Below are 18,156 nucleotides of genomic sequence, written 5' to 3' on the forward strand. Positions count from 1 at the left end.
CAGTACTGGAACGAGCCGGAGATGGGGCTCTGGGAGCGCGCCTACCTGCCCGAGATCCTGCGTGGCCTCTTCATCACCGGCGGCGTCTTCCTGCGCAACATGTTCAAGTGGATGACCGGCCGCAAGGGCGCGCTCACCTCCTACTACCCCGAGGAGACGCGCTTCGACTACGCGGCCGGAAACCGCGGCAAGCACATCCTCACGCAGCGCCCCGACGGCTCGCCGCAATGCATCGCCTGCAACATGTGCGCGACGGTGTGCCCTGCCAAGGTGATCGAGATCGAGGCGGCCTTCGATCCGCAGGACATGGCCCATCCCAAGTACCCGGCGCGCTTCGAGATCGACTACTCGCGCTGCGTGTTCTGCGGCCTGTGCGTGGAGGCCTGCCCCGAGGACGCCATCCGCATGGTGAAGGAAGTGCCGAACCTGCCGGCCACCGACCGCTGGAACATGTGGCTCGGCAAGGAGGAGCTCCTGACGTGGCAGCCGCACGGCGACGTGGCGAAACCCTACCCGCCCGCGCCGAAGGGGGACCGCGCATGATCCGCGACCTGCTCGCCAACCTCGACACGCTGCTGCTCTGGGCCTTCGCCGGCTGCGCCTTCGTGAGCGCCTCCCTCATGCTCGTGCTGCGCCAGCCCATGCGGGTGGCGATCGCGCTCGTCTCCTGCATGGTGTTCCTGGGCGGGGTGTACGGGCTCCTCGGGGTGCACTTCATCGCCGCCTTCCAGGTGCTCATCTACGTGGGCGCGGTGATGGTGTTCATGGTGTACGCCATCATGCTGCTCGACCCGCGCGACGAGACGGTCACCGGCAAGTACTCGAAATTCTACTGGCCGGGGCTGATCGGGTTCGCGCTTCTGGCCGAGGCGCTCGCGGTCGGCTACTGGAACGACCTTCCCCACGCCCCGCGCGGCGCCGCGGGCGAGCCCTTCGACATCATGCGGTTCTCGGCGGCCTTCCTGTCGGAATACTGGCTGCACTTCGAGCTCACCTCCGTGCTGCTGCTCGCGGCGGTGGTGGCGGCCCTGGCCGTGATCAAGGAAAACCGGAGGCACGACCGTGGATAAGGTCCAGATGCTGCAGGTCCTCGCGGGGTCTCTCTTCGCCCTGGGCCTCACGGGCGTCATCATCCGCAGGAACGTGCTGGTGATGCTCATGTGCATGGAGCTCATGCTGAACGGCGTGAACCTGAGCCTCGTCACCTTTGCCCATACCCTGGGGTCGGCGGTCGGCGCGGTGCTCGTGTTCCTCATCTTCGTGGTGGCCGCGGCCGAGATCGCGATCGCGATTCCCGTCGTGCTGCTCCTCGTGCGGCGCAAGCGCACGCTCGACATAGAGTCCTATTCGGACCTCAAGGGCTGAGCGCCATGGACTCGGACTTTCCCAGAGGGGGGGGGGGAGGGGCGCCGGGGCCCCCAGGCGGCGGCCCGAACCGGGGGGGGGGGGGGGGGGGGGCGGACCATGGGACTGCTCACCCTCATCGTCCTCCTCCCGCTCCTCGGGTTCCTGGTGAACGGGCTGCTCGGCAACCGCCTCGGCAAGGGCTTCGTGTCGGCGGTCGGCTGCGGGCTTCCGGCCATCGCCTTCGCGGTCGCGGTGAAGTGCCTCCTGGACCTGAAGGGCGGCGGCTGGACCCCGATCGCGGAGACGGCGTACCTCTGGACGATGGTGGGGCAGGACAGCTTCGAGGTCGCCTTCTGGTTCGACCGCCTGAGCGCGGTGATGGTGCTCGTCATCACGGGCATAGGCACCCTGATCCACATCTACTCCATCGGGTACATGCACGAGGACAGGAGCTACGCGCGCTATTTCGCGTACCTGAACCTGTTCCTCTTCTTCATGCTGCTGCTGGTGCTGGGAAGATCGCTGCTGGTGCTGTTCGTCGGCTGGGAAGGCGTGGGGCTCTCCTCCTACCTGCTCATCGGCTTCTGGTTCGGCGACATGGAAAAGGCCGCGGCGGGCAAGAAGGCCTTCATCGTGAACCGCATCGGCGACGCCGCCTTCCTGCTGGGCATGTTCGCGATCTACTCGGTGCTCGGCACGCTGGACATGCCGAGAATCAACGCGGCCTTCATGGGCGCCTCCGCCCCGGCCGTGTCGGCGAGCCTCGTGGGCATCCTCCTGTTCATCGGCGCCACGGGGAAATCGGCGCAGATCCCGCTCTACGTATGGCTGCCTGACGCGATGGCCGGCCCAACGCCCGTCTCCGCGCTCATCCACGCGGCGACGATGGTGACGGCCGGCGTGTACCTGATTGCGCGCATGTCCGGCATCTACCTGCACGCGCCCGAGGCCTCGTCGGTCATCGCCGTGATCGGCGCGATGACGGCGCTCGTGGCCGCCACGATCGCGATCGCCCAGGACGACATCAAGAAGGTCCTGGCCTATTCCACCGTCTCGCAGCTGGGCTTCATGTTCGTGGCCCTGGGCGTCGGCGCCTACGGCGTGGCCGTCTTCCACGTGGTCACGCACGCGTTCTTCAAGGCCTGCCTCTTCCTGGGCGCCGGCAGCGTGATCCACGCCATGTCGGGCGAGCAGGACATCAAGAAGATGGGCGGCCTGGCCAAGAAGATCCCGATCACCTTCGTCACCTTCGCCATCGCCACGGCCGCGATCGCCGGCGTGCCGCCGCTTTCCGGGTTCTTCTCCAAGGACGAGATCCTGTGGTTCGCGCTCGCCAGCGACAAGGGCGGCTCGGTCCTGCTGCTCGCGGTGATGGCGTTCACGGCGCTGCTCACCGCGTTCTACATGTTCCGCCTGCTCTGGCTCGCGTTCTTCGGCAGGCCGCGCATGCTGAAGGAGGTCGAGCACCACATCCACGAGTCGCCGCTTTCGATGACGGGCGTGCTCATGGTGCTGGCGCTACTGTCGGCCGTGGGCGGCTTCCTCTCGATCCCGCATTTCCTCGAACCGATGGTGGCGCTGCCCGGCGTGAGGCCCGGCATGAACGCCTTCCACTACTGGGTGGTGGGTGGCTCGGTCGCCATCGCGGTCGTCGGCTTCGTTGCCGCCGCCTGGTTCTTCGCGGGGGATGCCTCGCGCGCAGCCCGGGTGAGGGAGGCCTTCGCGGGCGTGCACAAGGTGCTCTTCAACAAGTACTACGTGGACGAGTTCTACGAGCTCGTCATCGGACGCCCGCTGCACTGGGTGTCGGAGAACGTCTTCCTCAAGCTCGGCGACCGGTTGCTCATCGACGGCACCCTGAACGGCCTGGCGGCGCTGGCGCAGGGCGCGGCGGGCCGGCTCTCGCGCGTGCAGTCGGGAAGCCTGCACAAGTACGCGTTCCTCGTCCTCGTGGGCATGGTGGCGAGCCTCGTCTGGATGTGGCGCCATGGCTGACAGCACGATCCTTACGCTGGTTCTCTACCTTCCCGTGGCGGGCATGCTCGCCATCGCGGCGCTGCCCGCGGGGCGCGACGGGCTGGTGCGGACCTTCACCCTGTCGGTGATGGTCGTGCAGTTCGCGCTCTCGATCATCCTGTACGCGCACTTCGATCCGGCGGTGCCCGGCCTGCAGGCCGCCACGAGCGTGGCCTGGATCCCGGCCTGGGGCGTGAGCTACCTCATCGGGCTGGACGGCTACAACATCCTGCTGGTCATGCTCACCACCTTCCTGGGGCCGCTGGTCACCGCGGGCGCCTTCAGTGCCATCACGAAGGAAGTCAAGCTCTTCTACGCGATGGTGTTCCTCATCCAGTTCGCGATGCTCGGCACCTTCGTCGCGCAGGACCTGTTCCTGTTCTATCTCTTCTGGGAAGCGATGCTGATCCCGATGTTCCTCATCATCGGCATCTGGGGCGGCGAGCGGCGCATCTACGCGACCCTCAAGTTCTTCCTCTACACCGCCTTCGGCAGCATCCTCATGCTGGCCGCGGTGATCTACCTCGTGTATTCGCTGTGGACGACGACCGGGATCACGTCCTTCGCGTTCGCCGACCTCTACAAGGCGCGCCTGCCGCTCGAGGCGCAGCAGTGGCTGCTCGCCGCCTTCGCGATCTCGTTCGCCATCAAGGTGCCGATGGTGCCGTTCCATACGTGGCTGCCCGATGCCCACGTCGAGGCGCCCACGGCCGGCTCCGTGATACTCGCGGGCGTGCTCCTCAAGATGGGCACGTACGGCTTCATGAAGCTGGGCTTCCCGCTCTTTCCCGACGCCACGCGGCTCGCCACACCGCTCCTGTCCACGCTCGCCGTGGTGAGCATCGTGTACGGCGCCTGCCTCGCGCTGGTGCAGAAGGACATCAAGAAGATCATCGCCTACTCCTCCATCAGCCACCTGGGCTACGTGATGCTGGGGCTGGTGAGCCTGGATCTCCTGGGCATCCAGGGCGCGGTGATGCAGATGGTGAGCCACGGGCTGGTCGCCGGCGGGCTCTTCCTGATGGTGGGGATGATCTACGAGCGCTGCCACACGCGCGAGCTCGCGGCCTACGGGGGCCTGGCGAAGGTGCTGCCCGTGTATTCCGTGTTCTTCCTCATCCTCACGCTCGCCTCCGTGGGGCTTCCGACCACCAGCGGGTTCACGGGCGAATTCCTCGTCCTGATGGGCGCGTTCGCGGCCGGGTGGCGCGAATCGGCGGGCGGATCCTCCTACGCCCTCTGGGTGGCCGGCATCGCCGTCGCCGGCGTCGTGCTGGGCGCGCTCTACATGCTCTGGTTCGCGCAGCGCTTCCTCTTCGGCGCCGAGCGCGTGCCGCACGGGCCGGTCGCGGACCTCAACCTGCGCGAGAGGTCGATCCTCGTGATCCTCGTGGCGGCCGTCTTCTGGCTCGGGCTCTTCCCCGACTCCGCCATGAAACGCACCGAGCTGGCTGCACGCGCCTACCAGGAGCTGGTCGCGACACCCCGGACGCCCATGGCGACGAAGGTGACCGGCCCGGTGCCGGCGGAGGCCGCGCGATGAACTTCACCGCCGTCTCGATCGCCATGGCCCCGGAGCACCTGCTGCTCGCGGGCATCGTCGCGCTGATCGTCCTCGACATCATCTCCGGGCGCGCGCGCGCGGCGCTGCCCATCGCAGTGGTCTTCGTCACGGCCGCCGCCATCGCGGCCGCCTGGCTCGGCTTTGCCGGCTGGACAGGCGCTCCGTTCCCAGGCCAGTTCGTCCTCACGCCGCCCACCGCGTTCGCGAAGGCGCTGGTGCTGGCGCTCGCGGTGCCGGTGCTGCTCATGTCGAAGGAGGACTTCGGCGAGGGCGCCTTCTATCCGCTGCTGCTTTCCTCGCTCTACGGCGTTTGCCTGCTCGCGTCCGCCGAGAGCTTCCTCACGCTCTTCCTCGGCATCGAGCTCATGTCGATCCCGGTGTACGTGCTGGTGCTGATCGGCTTCCGCCGGCCGGAGAGCGCGGAGGCGGCGCTCAAGTACCTGGTGCTGTCCGGCACCGCGAGCGCGTCGTTCCTGATGGGCGCTTCCCTCATGTACGGGTCCACGGGCTCGCTCGGGCTGGCGAGCTTCGGCACCGCGCTTTCGTCGCCTGACCTCCTCGCCCGCACGGCCGTGGTGATGGTCGTGTCCGCGTTCTTCCTCAAGGCCGCGATCATCCCGTTCCACGGCTGGGCGCCGGACGCGTACGAAGCGGCGAGCGTTCCGTCCACCGCCTACATGGCCGTCCTGGTGAAGGCCGGCGTGCTGATCGCGGCGGCGCGCGTCTTCGGCACGGCGCATGTGGCCGAGCCGCTGGTGGGGCTGCTCGCCATCCTGCCGCTCGTGTCCATCGTCTGGGGCAACCTCGCGGCGATGCGCCAGCCGGGGCTGCGCCGCATGATCGCGTACTCGTCCATCGCGCACGCGGGCTATCTCTTCTTCGCGTTCTTGGGCGACGGGCCCGGCCGCTTCCAGGCGGTGCTCTTCTACCTCGCGGCCTACGGCGTCATGAACCTGCTCGCCTTCGCGGCGCTGCCCGCGAACGAGAACGACATCGAGCGCGACAGGCTCGAGAACCTCAAGGGCCTGTTCGCCACGCACCCGTTTGCCGCGCTCCTCATCGGCATGGCGATGCTTTCGCTCGCGGGCATCCCGCCGTTCCCGGGCTTCATCGCGAAGTTCCTCATCTTCAAGAACGTGATCGCCGCGGGATACACGACGTGGGCCGTGCTGGGCCTCGTGGGCAGCTACCTGGGCATCTACTTCTACCTGCGCGTGATCCAGTTCATGTTCATGAGCCCCGAGGCGGCGGCTTCCGGGCATGCGCCCTCGCGCGGCATCGCCATGGGCGCGAGCCTCATCTGCCTCGCGGGTTCCATCGTGATCGCCGTGCTGCCGAGCCTCTTCCTCGCCCGGTTCTAGGGGCCGCTTCGCCCGGCTTGGCTTTGGGCACTCCGAAAAGCTATAATTTGCGGCTTTCCCCGGCCTGGTAGCTCAGTTGGTAGAGCAGAGGACTGAAAATCCTTGTGTCGGTGGTTCAATTCCGCCCCAGGCCACCAAACAAAACAAAGGCTTGTGACCCTTATCCGGGGCACAAGCCTTTTTTGTTTGTGCGGCGTTCCGTGTACTCGTGCCGAGCCCATGCACCGAACGTCATTCCCCGGGGAGCGAGCCGGCGCTCCCCACCGGGTCGAGGCACGAGCAAGCACAGCCGGAATCGAGTACCCCTTGCGCCGCGCCTTTAAAGAGGACTAATATGGTACTGATTAAAGCACCGGAGCAGGGACGATGTTGAGACTGAGCAAGATGGCCGACTATGGCACGGTGGTCATGACCACCATCGCACGGGAGCCGGATCGCGTTCACAGCGCGGCCGAGCTCGCGTCGCGCACCGGGCTCGGCGTGCCCACCGTGAGCAAGATCCTGAAGACGCTGGCCGGAAAGGGGCTCGTCGAGTCCCTTCGTGGAGCAAAGGGCGGGTATCTGCTGCCTCGCTCGCCGGCGAGGATATCGATCGCGCAGGTCATCACGGCCATGGACGGGCCCATCGGCATGACCGAGTGCAGCACGATGCCCGGCCTTTGTTCGCAGGAGTCGGACTGCACCATCCGATCCAACTGGCTGCGCATCAACCGCGTGATCCGGCGGGCGCTGGAAGAAGTGACGCTGGCACAGATGGCAAAGCCCATTCCGCAGGCGATCGTCTTCGGGGCGATGGCGAGGGGGCAACCGATAACTCCCGCCTGAGAGGCGCGCAAGCCGCCGCCGATCGGCAACCTCATCGGAGAGAGAACATGTCACCCGCAGCAACGGCACTGGAAGAACTGGTCAACCGCGAATACCGGCACGGCTTCGTGACGGATGTCGAGTCGGACACCTTCGCCCCGGGGTTGGACGAAAGCGTGATTCGCCGGATCTCGGAGCGCAAAGGCGAGCCGGAGTTCATGCTCGAATGGCGCCTCAAGGCGTTCCGGCACTGGTCGACGATGGCCGAGCCCGAGTGGGCGAGCGTGCATCATCCTCCCATCGACTACCAGGCCATCCGTTACTACTCCGCACCGAAGGGGCGCAAGCCCGGGCCTTCGAGCCTGGACGAGGTCGATCCGGAACTGTTGCGCGTGTACGAGAAGCTCGGTGTCCCGGTCAGGGAGCGTGAGGCCCTCGCCGGTGTCGCGGTGGACGCCGTGTTCGACAGCGTCTCCGTCGGCACGACCTACAAGGCGAAACTGGCCACCCTCGGGATCATCTTCTGCTCGTTCTCCGAGGCCGTCCGGGAACACCCCGAACTCGTCCGCCGTTACCTGGGCTCGATCGTGCCCCACACGGACAACTTCTTCGCGGCGCTCAACGCCGCCGTCTTCACCGACGGCTCGTTCTGCTACGTCCCTCCCGGGGTGCGCTGCCCCATGGAGCTGTCGACCTACTTTCGCATCAACGCGAAGGACACCGGGCAATTCGAGCGCACGCTCATCATCGCGGACGAGGGGGCCTACGTGAGCTACCTCGAGGGCTGCACGGCGCCCATGCGCGACGAAAACCAGCTGCATGCGGCGGTCGTGGAACTCATCGCGCTCGACAACGCCCACATCAAGTATTCGACGGTGCAGAACTGGTATCCGGGGGACAAGGACGGCAAGGGCGGCATCTACAACTTCGTCACCAAGCGTGGCGACTGTCGCGGCGCCAACTCGCACATCTCCTGGACCCAGGTCGAGACGGGTTCGGCGATCACGTGGAAGTATCCGAGCTGCATCCTGCGCGGGGAGAACTCGGTGGGCGAATTCCATTCCGTGGCCCTCACCAACCATCACCAGCAGGCCGATACCGGCAGCAAGATGATCCACATCGGCCGGAACACCCGCAGCACCATCGTCTCGAAGGGCATCTCGGCGGGCCGCGGGCACAACGCCTATCGCGGCCTCGTCAAGGTTGCCAGGGCCGCCGAGGGCGCGCGCAACTTCACGCGATGCGACTCGCTGCTTCTGGGCGACCAATGCAGCGCCCACACATTCCCGTACATCGAGGTGAGGAACCCCACCGCGAAGGTGGAGCACGAGGCCTCCACCTCGCGCATCGGCGAGGACCAGCTCTTCTACTGCATGCAGCGGGGCATCTCGGCCGAGGACGCCGTCTCGATGATCGTCAACGGCTTCTGCAAGGAGGTGTTCAAGGAACTGCCGATGGAGTTCGCCGTGGAGGCGCGCAAGCTCCTTGGCGTGAGCCTCGAGGGCAGCGTGGGCTGACCGGGCGGGCATCCGAAAGGAGAAGGGACATGCTGGAAATCAGGAATCTGCAGGTGAGCGTGGAACGCAAGCCGATCCTCAATGGCATAGACCTCGCGGTCAGGGGCGGTGAGGTGCACGCGATCATGGGCCCCAATGGATCGGGAAAGAGCACGCTCGCGCAGGTGCTGGCCGGCCGCGACGGCTTCGAGGTGACCGGCGGCGAAGTGCGCTACCTGGGGCGGGACCTGCTCGCCATGCCTGCCGAGGAGCGCGCGCGGGAAGGAGTCTTCCTCGCCTTCCAGTACCCCGTCGAGATTCCCGGCGTGAGCAACGCCCACCTGCTGAAGGCCGCGATGAACGCCGTGCGCTCCCACCGCGGCCTTGCGGAACTCGACGCCCAGGAGTTCCTCACCCTCGTCCGGCGCAAGCTCGCGCACATGGGGATGGCCGACGACCTGCTCTACCGGGCGGTCAACGAGGGCTTCTCGGGCGGGGAAAAGAAGCGCAACGAGATCCTCCAGATGTCGCTGCTGGAGCCCAGGCTCGCGATTCTCGACGAGACCGATTCCGGCCTGGACATCGATGCGCTGCAGGTCGTCGCCGACGGCATCAATGCGATGCGCAACGCCGATCGCGCGATGATACTCGTGACCCATTACCAGCGGCTCCTCGACCATGTCGTGCCGGACTTCGTTCACGTGCTTTCCGGCGGGCGCATCGTGAAATCGGGCGGCAGGGACCTCGCCCTGGAACTCGAGGAGCGCGGATATGGCTGGCTCGACCCGGGCGCGGCCGCGCGCGCGACCCGGGCACCCTCGCAGGAGGCGGTCGTGCGATGAACACCGAGAGCCGCGATCGCTTCGTCGCTGATTTCCGGCGCGTCGTGACGGCGCTGCCGGGAGCGCGGCAGCCGTGGGTTTCGCGGGCGCGCCATGCCGCGCTCGATCGGTTCGCCGCGAGCGGGCTTCCCACCCTGAAGGACGAGGACTGGAAATACACCAGCCTCGCCCTCCTGGAGAAGCAGGCGTTTCTCGCCCTGCCGGGCGGCACGGCCGATAGCTTAGTCACGCCGGCTCAGATCGCGGCGCTTGCGCCCGACGGCCTGCAGGGGCACCTGCTTGTCTTCGTCGATGGCCGCCACCACCGCGGACTGTCCCGCCTCGGATCGCTTCCGGCGGGCGTTGCCGTCGCAAGCCTGGCCGATGCGCTGGAGAGCACGCCAGCCGCTCTCGAGGAGTTCCTGCTCGACGGCGCGCACCAGACGATTCTCGGTGAGCTCAATACCGCGTTCATGTCCGACGGCGCCTGGATACACGTGCCGCGCGGCGTCGAGGTGGTCGAGCCCATCCACCTGCTGTACATCGCCACCGCCCAGGGCGCAGCCATCCATCCGCGCAACCTGATCGTGGCGGAAGAGGGCGCGCAGGCCACCGTGATCGAGCACTATGCCGACCCGGACGGGGTCGCAAGCTTCACCAACGCCGTCACCCGGATCGTCGTGGGCCGCGATGCCGCGATCGAGCACTGCAAGCTGAACCGCCAGGCCCCCGAAGCCATACACATCGCCGGCATTCACGCGGTGCAGGGGCGCATGAGCCGGCTTGCCTCGCATTCGGTCAGCCTCGGCGGGCGTCTGGCGCGAACCGACATCACGTCGTCACTGGATGCGGAGGCGGCTATCGCGGAGCTGAACGGCCTGTACCTGGCCGGCGGCAGGCAGCACGTCGATCACCACACCCTGATCGACCACGCCCGGCCGGGGGGAACGAGCCGTGAACACTACCGGGGGATCCTCGACGGCGCGTCCCGAGGCGTCTTCAACGGCCGGGTGGTCGTTCGCCCGGGGGCGCAGCGAACGGATGCGCACCAGGCCAACGACAACCTGCTGCTCTCCAGGGACGCCGAAATCGACACGAAACCCCAGCTCGAGATCTACGCCGACGACGTGAAATGCACGCACGGGGCCACCGTCGGGCAACTGGACGAGGCGCAGGTCTTCTACCTGCGCTCCCGCGGCCTGGAAGATGCGGTGGCGCGTAGCGTTCTCACCCAGGCGTTCGCCCGCGACACGATCGAGCGCGTTCGCGCAGCGCCCCTGCGGGCCCACCTGGAGCAGCTGGTTGTCGCGCGCCTGCCCGGCGCAATGGCCCTCGGAGCGTACGCATGAACCCCGCTTCCGCGTCCGTCACCCGGATCGCAGGCGCGGCCCCAGGCGTGCGGCGTTGGCGCGAGGATTTTCCCATCCTGGCCGAGCGCGTCCATGGCAGGCCCCTCGCCTATCTCGACAACGCAGCCACGACCCAGAAGCCGCAGGTCGTCCTCGACGCGCTGACCGGTTACTACGCACGCGACAATGCCAACGTGCACCGCGGCGTGCATACCCTGAGCCAGCGCGCGACGCACGCCTACGAGTGCGCGCGTGGCAAGGTGCAGCGCTTCCTCAATGCCGGGGAGGCCGGGGAAATCGTGTTCGTGCGCGGCACCACGGAGGCCATCAACCTGGTTGCACAGAGCTTCGCGCGGCCGCGCCTGGCTCCCGGCGACGAGATCGTCGTGAGCGCCATGGAGCATCACTCCAACATCGTCCCGTGGCAGCTCGTATGCGAGGCCACGGGGGCCAGGCTCAAGGTCGTCCCCATCGACAACGAGGGTGCATTCCTGCTGGATGCCTACGAGGCGATGCTCGGCCCGCGCACGCGGCTCGTCGCGGTGACCCACCTGTCCAACGCGCTCGGCACGATTGCCCCGGCACGGCGCATCGTCGAGCTGGCACACGACAGGGGCATTCCGGTGCTGCTCGACGGGGCACAGGCGATCTCCCACCTTGCCGTCGACGTGCGCGCGCTCGGTTGCGATTTCTATGCCTTCTCGGGGCACAAGGTCTTCGGACCAACCGGAATCGGCGCGCTCTATGGCCGGGCTGACCGGCTGCGGTCGATGTCGCCGTACCAGGGCGGGGGCGACATGATCCGCACGGTCACCTTCGAGAAGACCGAGTTCGCGGAAATCCCCTACCGCTTCGAGGCGGGCACGCCGAACATCGCGGGCGCGATCGGGCTGGGCGCGGCGCTCGACTACGTATCGACTATCGGACTGGACGCGATCGGCGCCCACGAACGAGACCTGGTGGCGCGCGCGACACGGGGGCTCGCGGCCATTCCCGGCCTGCGCATCATCGGGACCGCGCCGGACAAGGCGAGCATCGTGTCCTTCACGCTCGATGGCGTGCATCCGCACGACATCGGCACCATTCTCGACCAGGCCGGGGTGGCGATACGAGCGGGGCATCACTGCGCCATGCCGGTGATGCAACGGTTCGGCATTGGCGGCACGGCCCGTGCGTCGTTTGCGTTCTACAACACGCGAGACGAAGTGGATGCGCTGGTGGCGGGAGTCGACCAGGCGCGCAGGATGTTCCGATGACCGACGCATTGCGCGAGCTCTACCAGGACATCGTCTTCGACCACTACAGGAAGCCGCGCAACCGGCGCGCTCTCCCGGGGGCGAGCCATACGGCCGAAGGGCACAACCCGCTGTGCGGTGACCATGTCGCGGTCCACCTGGATGTCGCGGATGGGGTCATCCGGGACGCCACCTTCGAGGGCGAGGGATGCGCGATCGCGACCGCGTCCGCTTCGCTGATGACCGAAGCGCTGAAGGGAAAGCGGGTCGCGGAGGCAAAAGACCTACTCGACGGGTTCCACCGCATGGTGACCGGTGCGTCGCCTGCGCCGCATCCGGAACTCGGCAAGCTCGAGGCGCTCGCCGGCGTGCGCGAATTCCCGGTGCGGGTGAAGTGCGCCACGCTCGCATGGCATGCCTTGCAGGCGGCGCTGCATGACCGGCCGGCGCCGGTTTCCACCGAGTGAGGAGGCGATGACGAACGAATTGCACGCCACTGCCGTGGCACCCTCCGAGGCCGTTCGCGAAGGTGTGGTCGCCGCCCTGCGCACCGTCTTCGACCCCGAGATTCCGGTCAACATCTACGATCTCGGACTGGTCTATGGCATCGATGTCGACGCCGAAGGCAAGGTCGAGATCCGGATGACGCTCACCGCACCCGGCTGCCCTGTCGCCGGGTCGCTGCCGAGCGAGGTCGAGGTGAGGCTCGAGGAAGTGCCGGGGGTCACCGCGGCGAACGTCGAGCTCGTCTGGGAGCCGCAGTGGAGCCCGGACCTGCTCACCGAGGACGTGAAATTGCAGTTGGGCCTCATCTAAATGGGCCGACCGTCCATGGATCACCTGTTGCAGGCCTTGCTTCGCCATGGATGAGGCCGGATTCCGGAGCCTGGACGCGCTGCTTGTCGCGGTGCGCTCCTGCCGTGTGTGCGCCGCGCACCTGCCGTTGGGGCCCCGCCCGGTGCTGCGCGCGGGCGAGACGGCGCGCATTCTCGTGGTCGGACAGGCACCAGGAGCCCGCGTCCATGCCACGGGCATCCCGTGGGACGACGCGAGCGGAGTACGCCTGCGTGCGTGGCTCGGCATGGACGAAGAGACGTTCCGCGACGCCTCGCGCGTCGCGATCGTTCCGATGGGCTTCTGCTATCCCGGTCGCGGCCGCAGCGGTGACCGGCCGCCGCGTCCCGAATGCGCGCCGCTATGGATGGACAAGTTGCTCGCCCGCCTGCCGCGCGTCGAACTCACCTTGCTCGTCGGGCAATACGCCCAGCGTCACTTCCTCGGCAAGCATCGCAGGGCTACACTCGCGCAGACAGTGCGTTCGTGGAGCGATTACGCGCCGCAATACCTGCCGTTGCCTCATCCGTCGCCGCGCAACACGCCGTGGCTCCAGCGCCACCCCTGGTTCGAGCGGCAGCTGGTTCCGGAGTTGCGCGCCCGGGTCCGCGCGGTCATGGAATCCTGAAAGGAGTGCTCGACATGGAACACCCGATGTATCCCGACACCACGAAGGAACTGGCGCAGAAGCGAAGAGAGCTGGCGCCGGACGTCTACGGCGCTTTCCGGGAGTTCGGCAAGCGTGTATTCGCCGATGGCGCGCTGCCGTCGAAGACCAAGCAGCTCATTGCGGTCGCGGTGGCGCACGTGACCCAATGCCCCTATTGCATCCGGGGCCACTCGGAACTCGCCCTGAAGAACGGCGCGACCGAGCAGGAAATCATGGAGGCGATCTGGGTCGCCGCCGAGATGCGGGCCGGCGCCGCCTACGCGCATGCCGCCATCGCGATCGACGCGATGAATCAGGTGGCCGGCCGCTCCGGCGGCCACGACTGAGCGGGGGCACGATGCCGGCACGCCTGAACTATTTCACCGCCGCGCCCGAAGGCGCCGCCGCGATGCGTGGACTCGAAGCCTACGTGCGCGCAAGCGGCCTGGACGAGTCGCTGCTCGAACTCGTGAAGACGCGCGCTTCCCAGATCAATGGCTGCGCGTACTGCATCGACATGCACACGAAGGATGCCCGCGCCAACGGCGAGACGGAGCAGCGCCTGTACGCCCTGTCCGCCTGGCACGAGACGCCCTTCTATTCCGGGCGCGAGCGCGCGGCGCTCGCGTGGACCGAGGCCCTTACCCGCATCGCGGAGCATGGCGTTTCGGACTCCCAGTTCGCCGCGGCGAAGGCGCAGTTCAGTGACAGGGAACTCGTCGACCTGACGCTCGCCATCGTGGCGATCAACGGGTGGAACCGGCTCTCGGTTGCGTTCGCCAGCGTGCCGGGCAGCTATCAGCCGCGGCCGCCCGATCCGGGTCGTGCCCCGGGTTCCCGCGCCGTCTGAGCCATGGCGATGGCACACGTCGTCCTGCCGGAGATCGCCTGAATGCGAACGAAGCCTATTCCCCCTGCCAACGTTCGGCTGAAGCGGGCGTACGAGCCGCCCGCGTCCTCGGACGGCACGCGCATTCTCGTCGACCGGCTGTGGCCGCGCGGCGTGCGCAAGGAAGACGCCGCGCTCGACGGCTGGGTGAAGGAAATCGCGCCCAGCACGGAGCTGCGCAAGTGGTTCGGTCACGATCCCGGGCGATGGCCCGAGTTCCGGCGCCGGTATGCCCGGGAGCTGGATAGCCACACGGACGAGATCGAGCGGTTGCGGGCGCTCGCGCGCAAGGCGCCGGTCACGCTGGTCTTCGGCGCCCGTGACGAAGAGCACAACGACGCCGTCGTGTTGCGCATGGTTCTGCTCGGCGGCGAACCGTCGGATCCGTGAGCGCAGGGGCTGCGCTTCGGTGGTGGTCGCCACGGGAATATACTCACCCGGAGGATACGTCCGTCGTGCGCGCGAAGCTGCGTGATCACGGCGGTCAGAAGGGCGCCTGGCAATGCTGAATCCGGATACTCGGGGCACGGTGCTTACCATCGGCCATTCGACGCGCTCACTGGAGGAATTCGTCGGCCTGCTCCAGGCGCATGCGGTCACGTGCGTGGTCGATGTGCGCAGCGTTCCGCGCTCGCGGCACAACCCGCAGTTCAATGGCGACGCGCTTTCGCCGGCGCTCCAGGGCGCGGGTATCGCGTACGCGCACGCACCGGGCCTCGGGGGCTTTCGCCGTCCGGTCGCGCGATCGTCCAACGAGGGTTGGCGCAACCTCTCGTTTCGCGGCTACGCGGACTACATGCAGACCACCGCCTTCGCCGACAACCTGGAGGACCTCATCGACAGGTCCGGTCGCGATCGCGTCGCGCTCATGTGCGCGGAGGCCGTGCCGTGGCGCTGCCATCGCTCGCTGATAGCCGATGCTCTCGTGGCACGCGGTATCGTGGTCGAGGAGATCGTGTCGCGAACGCGGCTCGACAGGCACGTGATGACATCCTTCGCGGCGGTGGATGGGACCGCGATCACCTATCCCGCAAACGTGAGCGTGGAAGCCCGGCCTTGAACGAGGCGAAACGAATCCCCGGTGAACCTCGGATCTTCTGCTCGGTCTGTCGACGGGAGGCGCCGCGTTCGCTGGCCGTGGGCGGCGAGGCGGACGACTATGTATTCCACTTCTGCGGCCTGCACTGCTACGCGATCTGGAGAGGTGAGGAGCACGCGCAGTGCGATCCGGACGTGAAAGGGCGCGATGGGCACTGAGGGCAAGCGACGGCCGGTCTTTTTCAACCTCGCACAGATCTCGCTTCCGGTGGGTGCGCTGGCTTCCATCGCCCATCGGGTGGCGGGCGTGATCCTTGCGGTCGGTCTTCCGTTCGCCGTTTACGCGCTCGATCTGTCATTGCAGGATCCCCGGGGATACGCGGTGGTGGCCGCGGCGGCGTCGAGCGTGCCCTTGCGCCTGGGCACCGTGATGCTGGCCTGGGCGCTGGCGCACCATCTGCTGGCAGGGGTACGCCACCTCCTCATGGACGTGGACATCGGCTCACGCCTGGCCGACGCACGTCGCAGCGCGTGGATCGTGAACGTCGGCGGTATCGCCATCGCCTTGCTTGCCGCCGCAGCCCTGCCATGAAAAGGCCCGTGACCGGTCTGGGAGCCTGGCTCGTGCAGCGCGCCAGTGCGGTCTACTCGCTCGTCTTCATCGTGTTCGTGCTTGTCCATTTCCTCGTCGATCCGCCCACCTCGTACGTGGCATGGCACGACTGGGTGTCGGGCAGGGGCGTGAGCATTGCCGCGTCGGTCTTCTGGATTGCCTTGCTGGCGCATGCCTGGGTGGGGCTTCGGGACGTGCTCATGGACTACGTCCATTCGATTGCCATCCGCTTCGCCATGCTTGCATTGCTGAGCGCCTGTCTGGCGGGGATGGGCGCATGGACCATTCGAATCCTGCTGATGGCGCATCGCTGAGACGAGCGCCAGAGCCCACGGCAAGGAACGGGAGACCCCGGTGAAACTGTCTATTTTTCGCTTCAATCCGGAACGCGACGAAAAGCCGTACATGCAGGACTACGAGGTCGAGCTGCAGGCGACCGACCGGATACTCCTGGATGTCATCCTGCGCATCAGGATTCAGGATGATTCGCTCACCATCAGGAAATCCTGCCGTGAAGGCGTGTGCGGCTCCGATGCGATCAATATCAACGGCCGCAATGGACTGGCTTGCATCACCCCCGTCAAGGGCCTGAAGGAGCCGGTGATACTGCGCCCGCTGCCGAGCTTCCCGGTCATCCGCGACCTCGTGGTCGACATGACGCGGTTCTTCGAGCAGTACCATTCCATCAGGCCTTACCTGATCAACGATGAACCTGCCCCGGAAAAGGAGCGCCTGCAGTCGCCGGAGGATCGCGCCAGGCTCGACGGGCTGTACGAGTGCATCCTGTGTGCGTGCTGCACGAGCCAATGCCCGTCGTCCTGGTGGAATCCGGACAAATTCGTCGGGCCGGCGGGTCTTTTGCAGGCCGAACGCTTCATCGTGGACAGCCGGGATCGCGCCACGAAGGAAAGGCTCGATGATCTGAACGACGTCTATCGGCTGTTCCGCTGTCGCTCGATCATGAACTGCACCGAGGTGTGCCCCAGGGGCCTGGCCCCGTCCCGCGCCATCGAGAAGATCAGGCTGATGATGGCGAGGGAGTCGCTGTAATGCCTGGGCTCGCCACACACCATGGCCACGAAGTGCAGCGCTCGAAGGCGGCGCGATGATGGCAAGCCCGGCCAGGCCGGTCGTGCTGACGGGAGACCGGACCACCGGCCCGCTGCATCTCGGGCACTACGCGGGCTCCCTGAAAGCACGCCTCGAGCTGCAAGACGAGGCCGAGCAGTACGTTCTTCTTGCCGACACGCAGGCCTTGACCGACCACGTCGGACGACATGCCGAGGTCAGCGGGAACGTCATCGAGGTGGCCATGGATTATCTGGCGGTCGGCATCGATCCGGCCAGGTCCACCATGTTCATCCAGTCGCAAGTCCCCGAGCTTGCCGAGCTGTCCATGCTGCTCATGAACCTCGTGACGCTGGCCCGGCTGGAGCGCAACCCCACGATCAAGGAAGAGATTCGACTTCGCGGATTCGAGCGCGACATTCCTGCCGGCTTCCTCGTCTACCCCGTCAGCCAGGCGGCGGACATCACGGCGTTCAAGGCCACCCTCGTTCCCGTCGGTGAAGACCAGCTGCCCATGATCGAGCAGACGAACGAGCTCGTGCGCAGCTTCAACGCCAGCGTGAGCCAGGACGTGCTCGTCGAGTGCAGGGCCCTGCTGTCGCCCGTCGGCCGGCTTCCCGGCATCGACGGGAAAGCGAAGATGAGCAAGTCCATGGACAACGCGATCGCCTTGAGCGCCGGACCCGACGAGATCCGCAGGGCCGTGAAGCGCATGTACACCGACCCGGGACACCTGCGGGTGGACGATCCGGGTCGGGTCGAAGGCAACGTCGTCTTCGCCTTTCTGGATGCCTTCGAGCCCGATACGCGGCAGCTCGCGGCTCTCAAGCGTCGATACCGGGAAGGCGGCCTCGCCGACAGCACGCTCAAGCGGTTGCTCGAGGAGCGGCTTCAGGAAATCATCGAGCCCATACGCCTTCGGCGGCAGCGCCTGGCGAGCGACCGCGGCGAAGTCATGATCATCCTGAAGCGGGGTACGGAATGCGCCAGGAGCGTGGCGGCGGCGACCATCGCACAAGTCAAGCGCGCCCTGGGTCTCGCCTATTTCACGTAAGCGGGCCGGAACCGCGCG

Annotated in this window: 23 protein-coding genes and 1 tRNA gene; all 24 read left to right on the top strand. The window is 66.9% G+C overall.

The window, feature by feature from the left end; genetic code table 11:
- Positions 1 to 21 precede the first annotated feature (21 nt).
- The 24 genes from IPP91_10195 to trpS all read left to right on the top strand — a co-directional run bounded on the left by IPP91_10195 (position 22) and on the right by trpS (position 18,138).
- Entirely contained in the window at positions 22 to 543 is a 522-nt protein-coding gene (locus tag IPP91_10195; GenBank protein MBL0142442.1) for an NADH-quinone oxidoreductase subunit I, read from the top strand.
- Positions 540 to 1,070, top strand: coding sequence for an NADH-quinone oxidoreductase subunit J (locus IPP91_10200; protein ID MBL0142443.1), 531 nt, complete (start codon positions 540 to 542; stop codon positions 1,068 to 1,070). The genes IPP91_10195 and IPP91_10200 overlap by 4 nt, the downstream gene beginning before the upstream one ends.
- Complete coding sequence (nuoK, locus tag IPP91_10205) at positions 1,063 to 1,365, top strand: NADH-quinone oxidoreductase subunit NuoK (GenBank protein ID MBL0142444.1); 303 nt, start codon at positions 1,063 to 1,065, stop codon at positions 1,363 to 1,365. The genes IPP91_10200 and nuoK overlap by 8 nt, the downstream gene beginning before the upstream one ends.
- Before the next feature lie 99 nt (positions 1,366 to 1,464).
- Positions 1,465 to 3,342, top strand: coding sequence for an NADH-quinone oxidoreductase subunit L (nuoL, locus tag IPP91_10210; GenBank protein ID MBL0142445.1), 1,878 nt, complete (start codon positions 1,465 to 1,467; stop codon positions 3,340 to 3,342).
- Entirely contained in the window at positions 3,335 to 4,906 is a 1,572-nt protein-coding gene (locus IPP91_10215; protein ID MBL0142446.1) for an NADH-quinone oxidoreductase subunit M, read from the top strand. The genes nuoL and IPP91_10215 overlap by 8 nt, the downstream gene beginning before the upstream one ends.
- Positions 4,903 to 6,288 (top strand): NADH-quinone oxidoreductase subunit N, encoded by a 1,386-nt coding sequence (locus IPP91_10220; protein ID MBL0142447.1) that lies wholly within the window; start codon positions 4,903 to 4,905, stop codon positions 6,286 to 6,288. Before IPP91_10215 ends, IPP91_10220 begins: the two co-directional genes overlap by 4 nt.
- Positions 6,289 to 6,349: 61 nt before the next feature.
- Positions 6,350 to 6,425: transfer RNA gene (locus tag IPP91_10225), tRNA-Phe, on the top strand.
- A 229-nt stretch (positions 6,426 to 6,654) separates the two neighbouring features.
- On the top strand, positions 6,655 to 7,113 hold the full coding sequence (locus tag IPP91_10230; GenBank protein MBL0142448.1) for an SUF system Fe-S cluster assembly regulator: 459 nt from the start codon (positions 6,655 to 6,657) through the stop codon (positions 7,111 to 7,113).
- A 47-nt stretch (positions 7,114 to 7,160) separates the two neighbouring features.
- A complete protein-coding gene (sufB, locus tag IPP91_10235) occupies positions 7,161 to 8,609 on the top strand; it encodes a Fe-S cluster assembly protein SufB (GenBank protein ID MBL0142449.1) in 1,449 nt (482 codons plus the stop codon).
- 29 nt (positions 8,610 to 8,638) lie between these two features.
- Positions 8,639 to 9,430, top strand: a complete 792-nt coding sequence (gene sufC / locus IPP91_10240; protein ID MBL0142450.1) for a Fe-S cluster assembly ATPase SufC — start codon at positions 8,639 to 8,641, stop codon at positions 9,428 to 9,430.
- A complete protein-coding gene (sufD, locus tag IPP91_10245; protein ID MBL0142451.1) occupies positions 9,427 to 10,758 on the top strand; it encodes a Fe-S cluster assembly protein SufD in 1,332 nt (443 codons plus the stop codon). The genes sufC and sufD overlap by 4 nt, the downstream gene beginning before the upstream one ends.
- Positions 10,755 to 12,014, top strand: coding sequence for a cysteine desulfurase (locus tag IPP91_10250; protein MBL0142452.1), 1,260 nt, complete (start codon positions 10,755 to 10,757; stop codon positions 12,012 to 12,014). The genes sufD and IPP91_10250 overlap by 4 nt, the downstream gene beginning before the upstream one ends.
- Positions 12,011 to 12,460: an SUF system NifU family Fe-S cluster assembly protein gene (locus IPP91_10255; protein ID MBL0142453.1), complete on the top strand. Its 450-nt coding sequence runs from the start codon at positions 12,011 to 12,013 to the stop codon at positions 12,458 to 12,460. The genes IPP91_10250 and IPP91_10255 overlap by 4 nt, the downstream gene beginning before the upstream one ends.
- Before the next feature lie 7 nt (positions 12,461 to 12,467).
- A complete protein-coding gene (locus tag IPP91_10260) occupies positions 12,468 to 12,809 on the top strand; it encodes a DUF59 domain-containing protein (protein MBL0142454.1) in 342 nt (113 codons plus the stop codon).
- Between the two features lie 46 nt (positions 12,810 to 12,855).
- Positions 12,856 to 13,455 (top strand): uracil-DNA glycosylase family protein, encoded by a 600-nt coding sequence (locus IPP91_10265; protein ID MBL0142455.1) that lies wholly within the window; start codon positions 12,856 to 12,858, stop codon positions 13,453 to 13,455.
- A gap of 14 nt (positions 13,456 to 13,469) precedes the next feature.
- Positions 13,470 to 13,823 (top strand): carboxymuconolactone decarboxylase family protein, encoded by a 354-nt coding sequence (locus IPP91_10270; protein MBL0142456.1) that lies wholly within the window; start codon positions 13,470 to 13,472, stop codon positions 13,821 to 13,823.
- An 11-nt stretch (positions 13,824 to 13,834) separates the two neighbouring features.
- A complete protein-coding gene (locus IPP91_10275; protein ID MBL0142457.1) occupies positions 13,835 to 14,326 on the top strand; it encodes a carboxymuconolactone decarboxylase family protein in 492 nt (163 codons plus the stop codon).
- 42 nt (positions 14,327 to 14,368) lie between these two features.
- Positions 14,369 to 14,755: a DUF488 domain-containing protein gene (locus IPP91_10280; protein ID MBL0142458.1), complete on the top strand. Its 387-nt coding sequence runs from the start codon at positions 14,369 to 14,371 to the stop codon at positions 14,753 to 14,755.
- A 112-nt stretch (positions 14,756 to 14,867) separates the two neighbouring features.
- The gene (locus tag IPP91_10285; GenBank protein MBL0142459.1) at positions 14,868 to 15,425 is read left to right on the top strand and encodes a DUF488 domain-containing protein; all 558 of its coding nucleotides are present in this window, start codon (positions 14,868 to 14,870) and stop codon (positions 15,423 to 15,425) included.
- A gap of 14 nt (positions 15,426 to 15,439) precedes the next feature.
- Entirely contained in the window at positions 15,440 to 15,622 is a 183-nt protein-coding gene (locus tag IPP91_10290; GenBank protein ID MBL0142460.1) for a DUF3330 domain-containing protein, read from the top strand.
- A complete protein-coding gene (gene sdhC, locus IPP91_10295) occupies positions 15,612 to 15,995 on the top strand; it encodes a succinate dehydrogenase, cytochrome b556 subunit (GenBank protein ID MBL0142461.1) in 384 nt (127 codons plus the stop codon). The genes IPP91_10290 and sdhC overlap by 11 nt, the downstream gene beginning before the upstream one ends.
- An 8-nt stretch (positions 15,996 to 16,003) precedes the next feature.
- Positions 16,004 to 16,330, top strand: coding sequence for a succinate dehydrogenase, hydrophobic membrane anchor protein (gene sdhD / locus IPP91_10300; protein ID MBL0142462.1), 327 nt, complete (start codon positions 16,004 to 16,006; stop codon positions 16,328 to 16,330).
- Between the two features lie 40 nt (positions 16,331 to 16,370).
- Positions 16,371 to 17,066 (top strand): succinate dehydrogenase iron-sulfur subunit, encoded by a 696-nt coding sequence (locus tag IPP91_10305; protein ID MBL0142463.1) that lies wholly within the window; start codon positions 16,371 to 16,373, stop codon positions 17,064 to 17,066.
- A gap of 58 nt (positions 17,067 to 17,124) precedes the next feature.
- Positions 17,125 to 18,138, top strand: coding sequence for a tryptophan--tRNA ligase (trpS, locus tag IPP91_10310; GenBank protein ID MBL0142464.1), 1,014 nt, complete (start codon positions 17,125 to 17,127; stop codon positions 18,136 to 18,138).
- Positions 18,139 to 18,156: the final 18 nt, after the last annotated feature.

Source organism: Betaproteobacteria bacterium (assembly GCA_016720855.1).
In the GTDB taxonomy this organism is placed as follows: Bacteria; Pseudomonadota; Gammaproteobacteria; order Burkholderiales; family Usitatibacteraceae; genus FEB-7.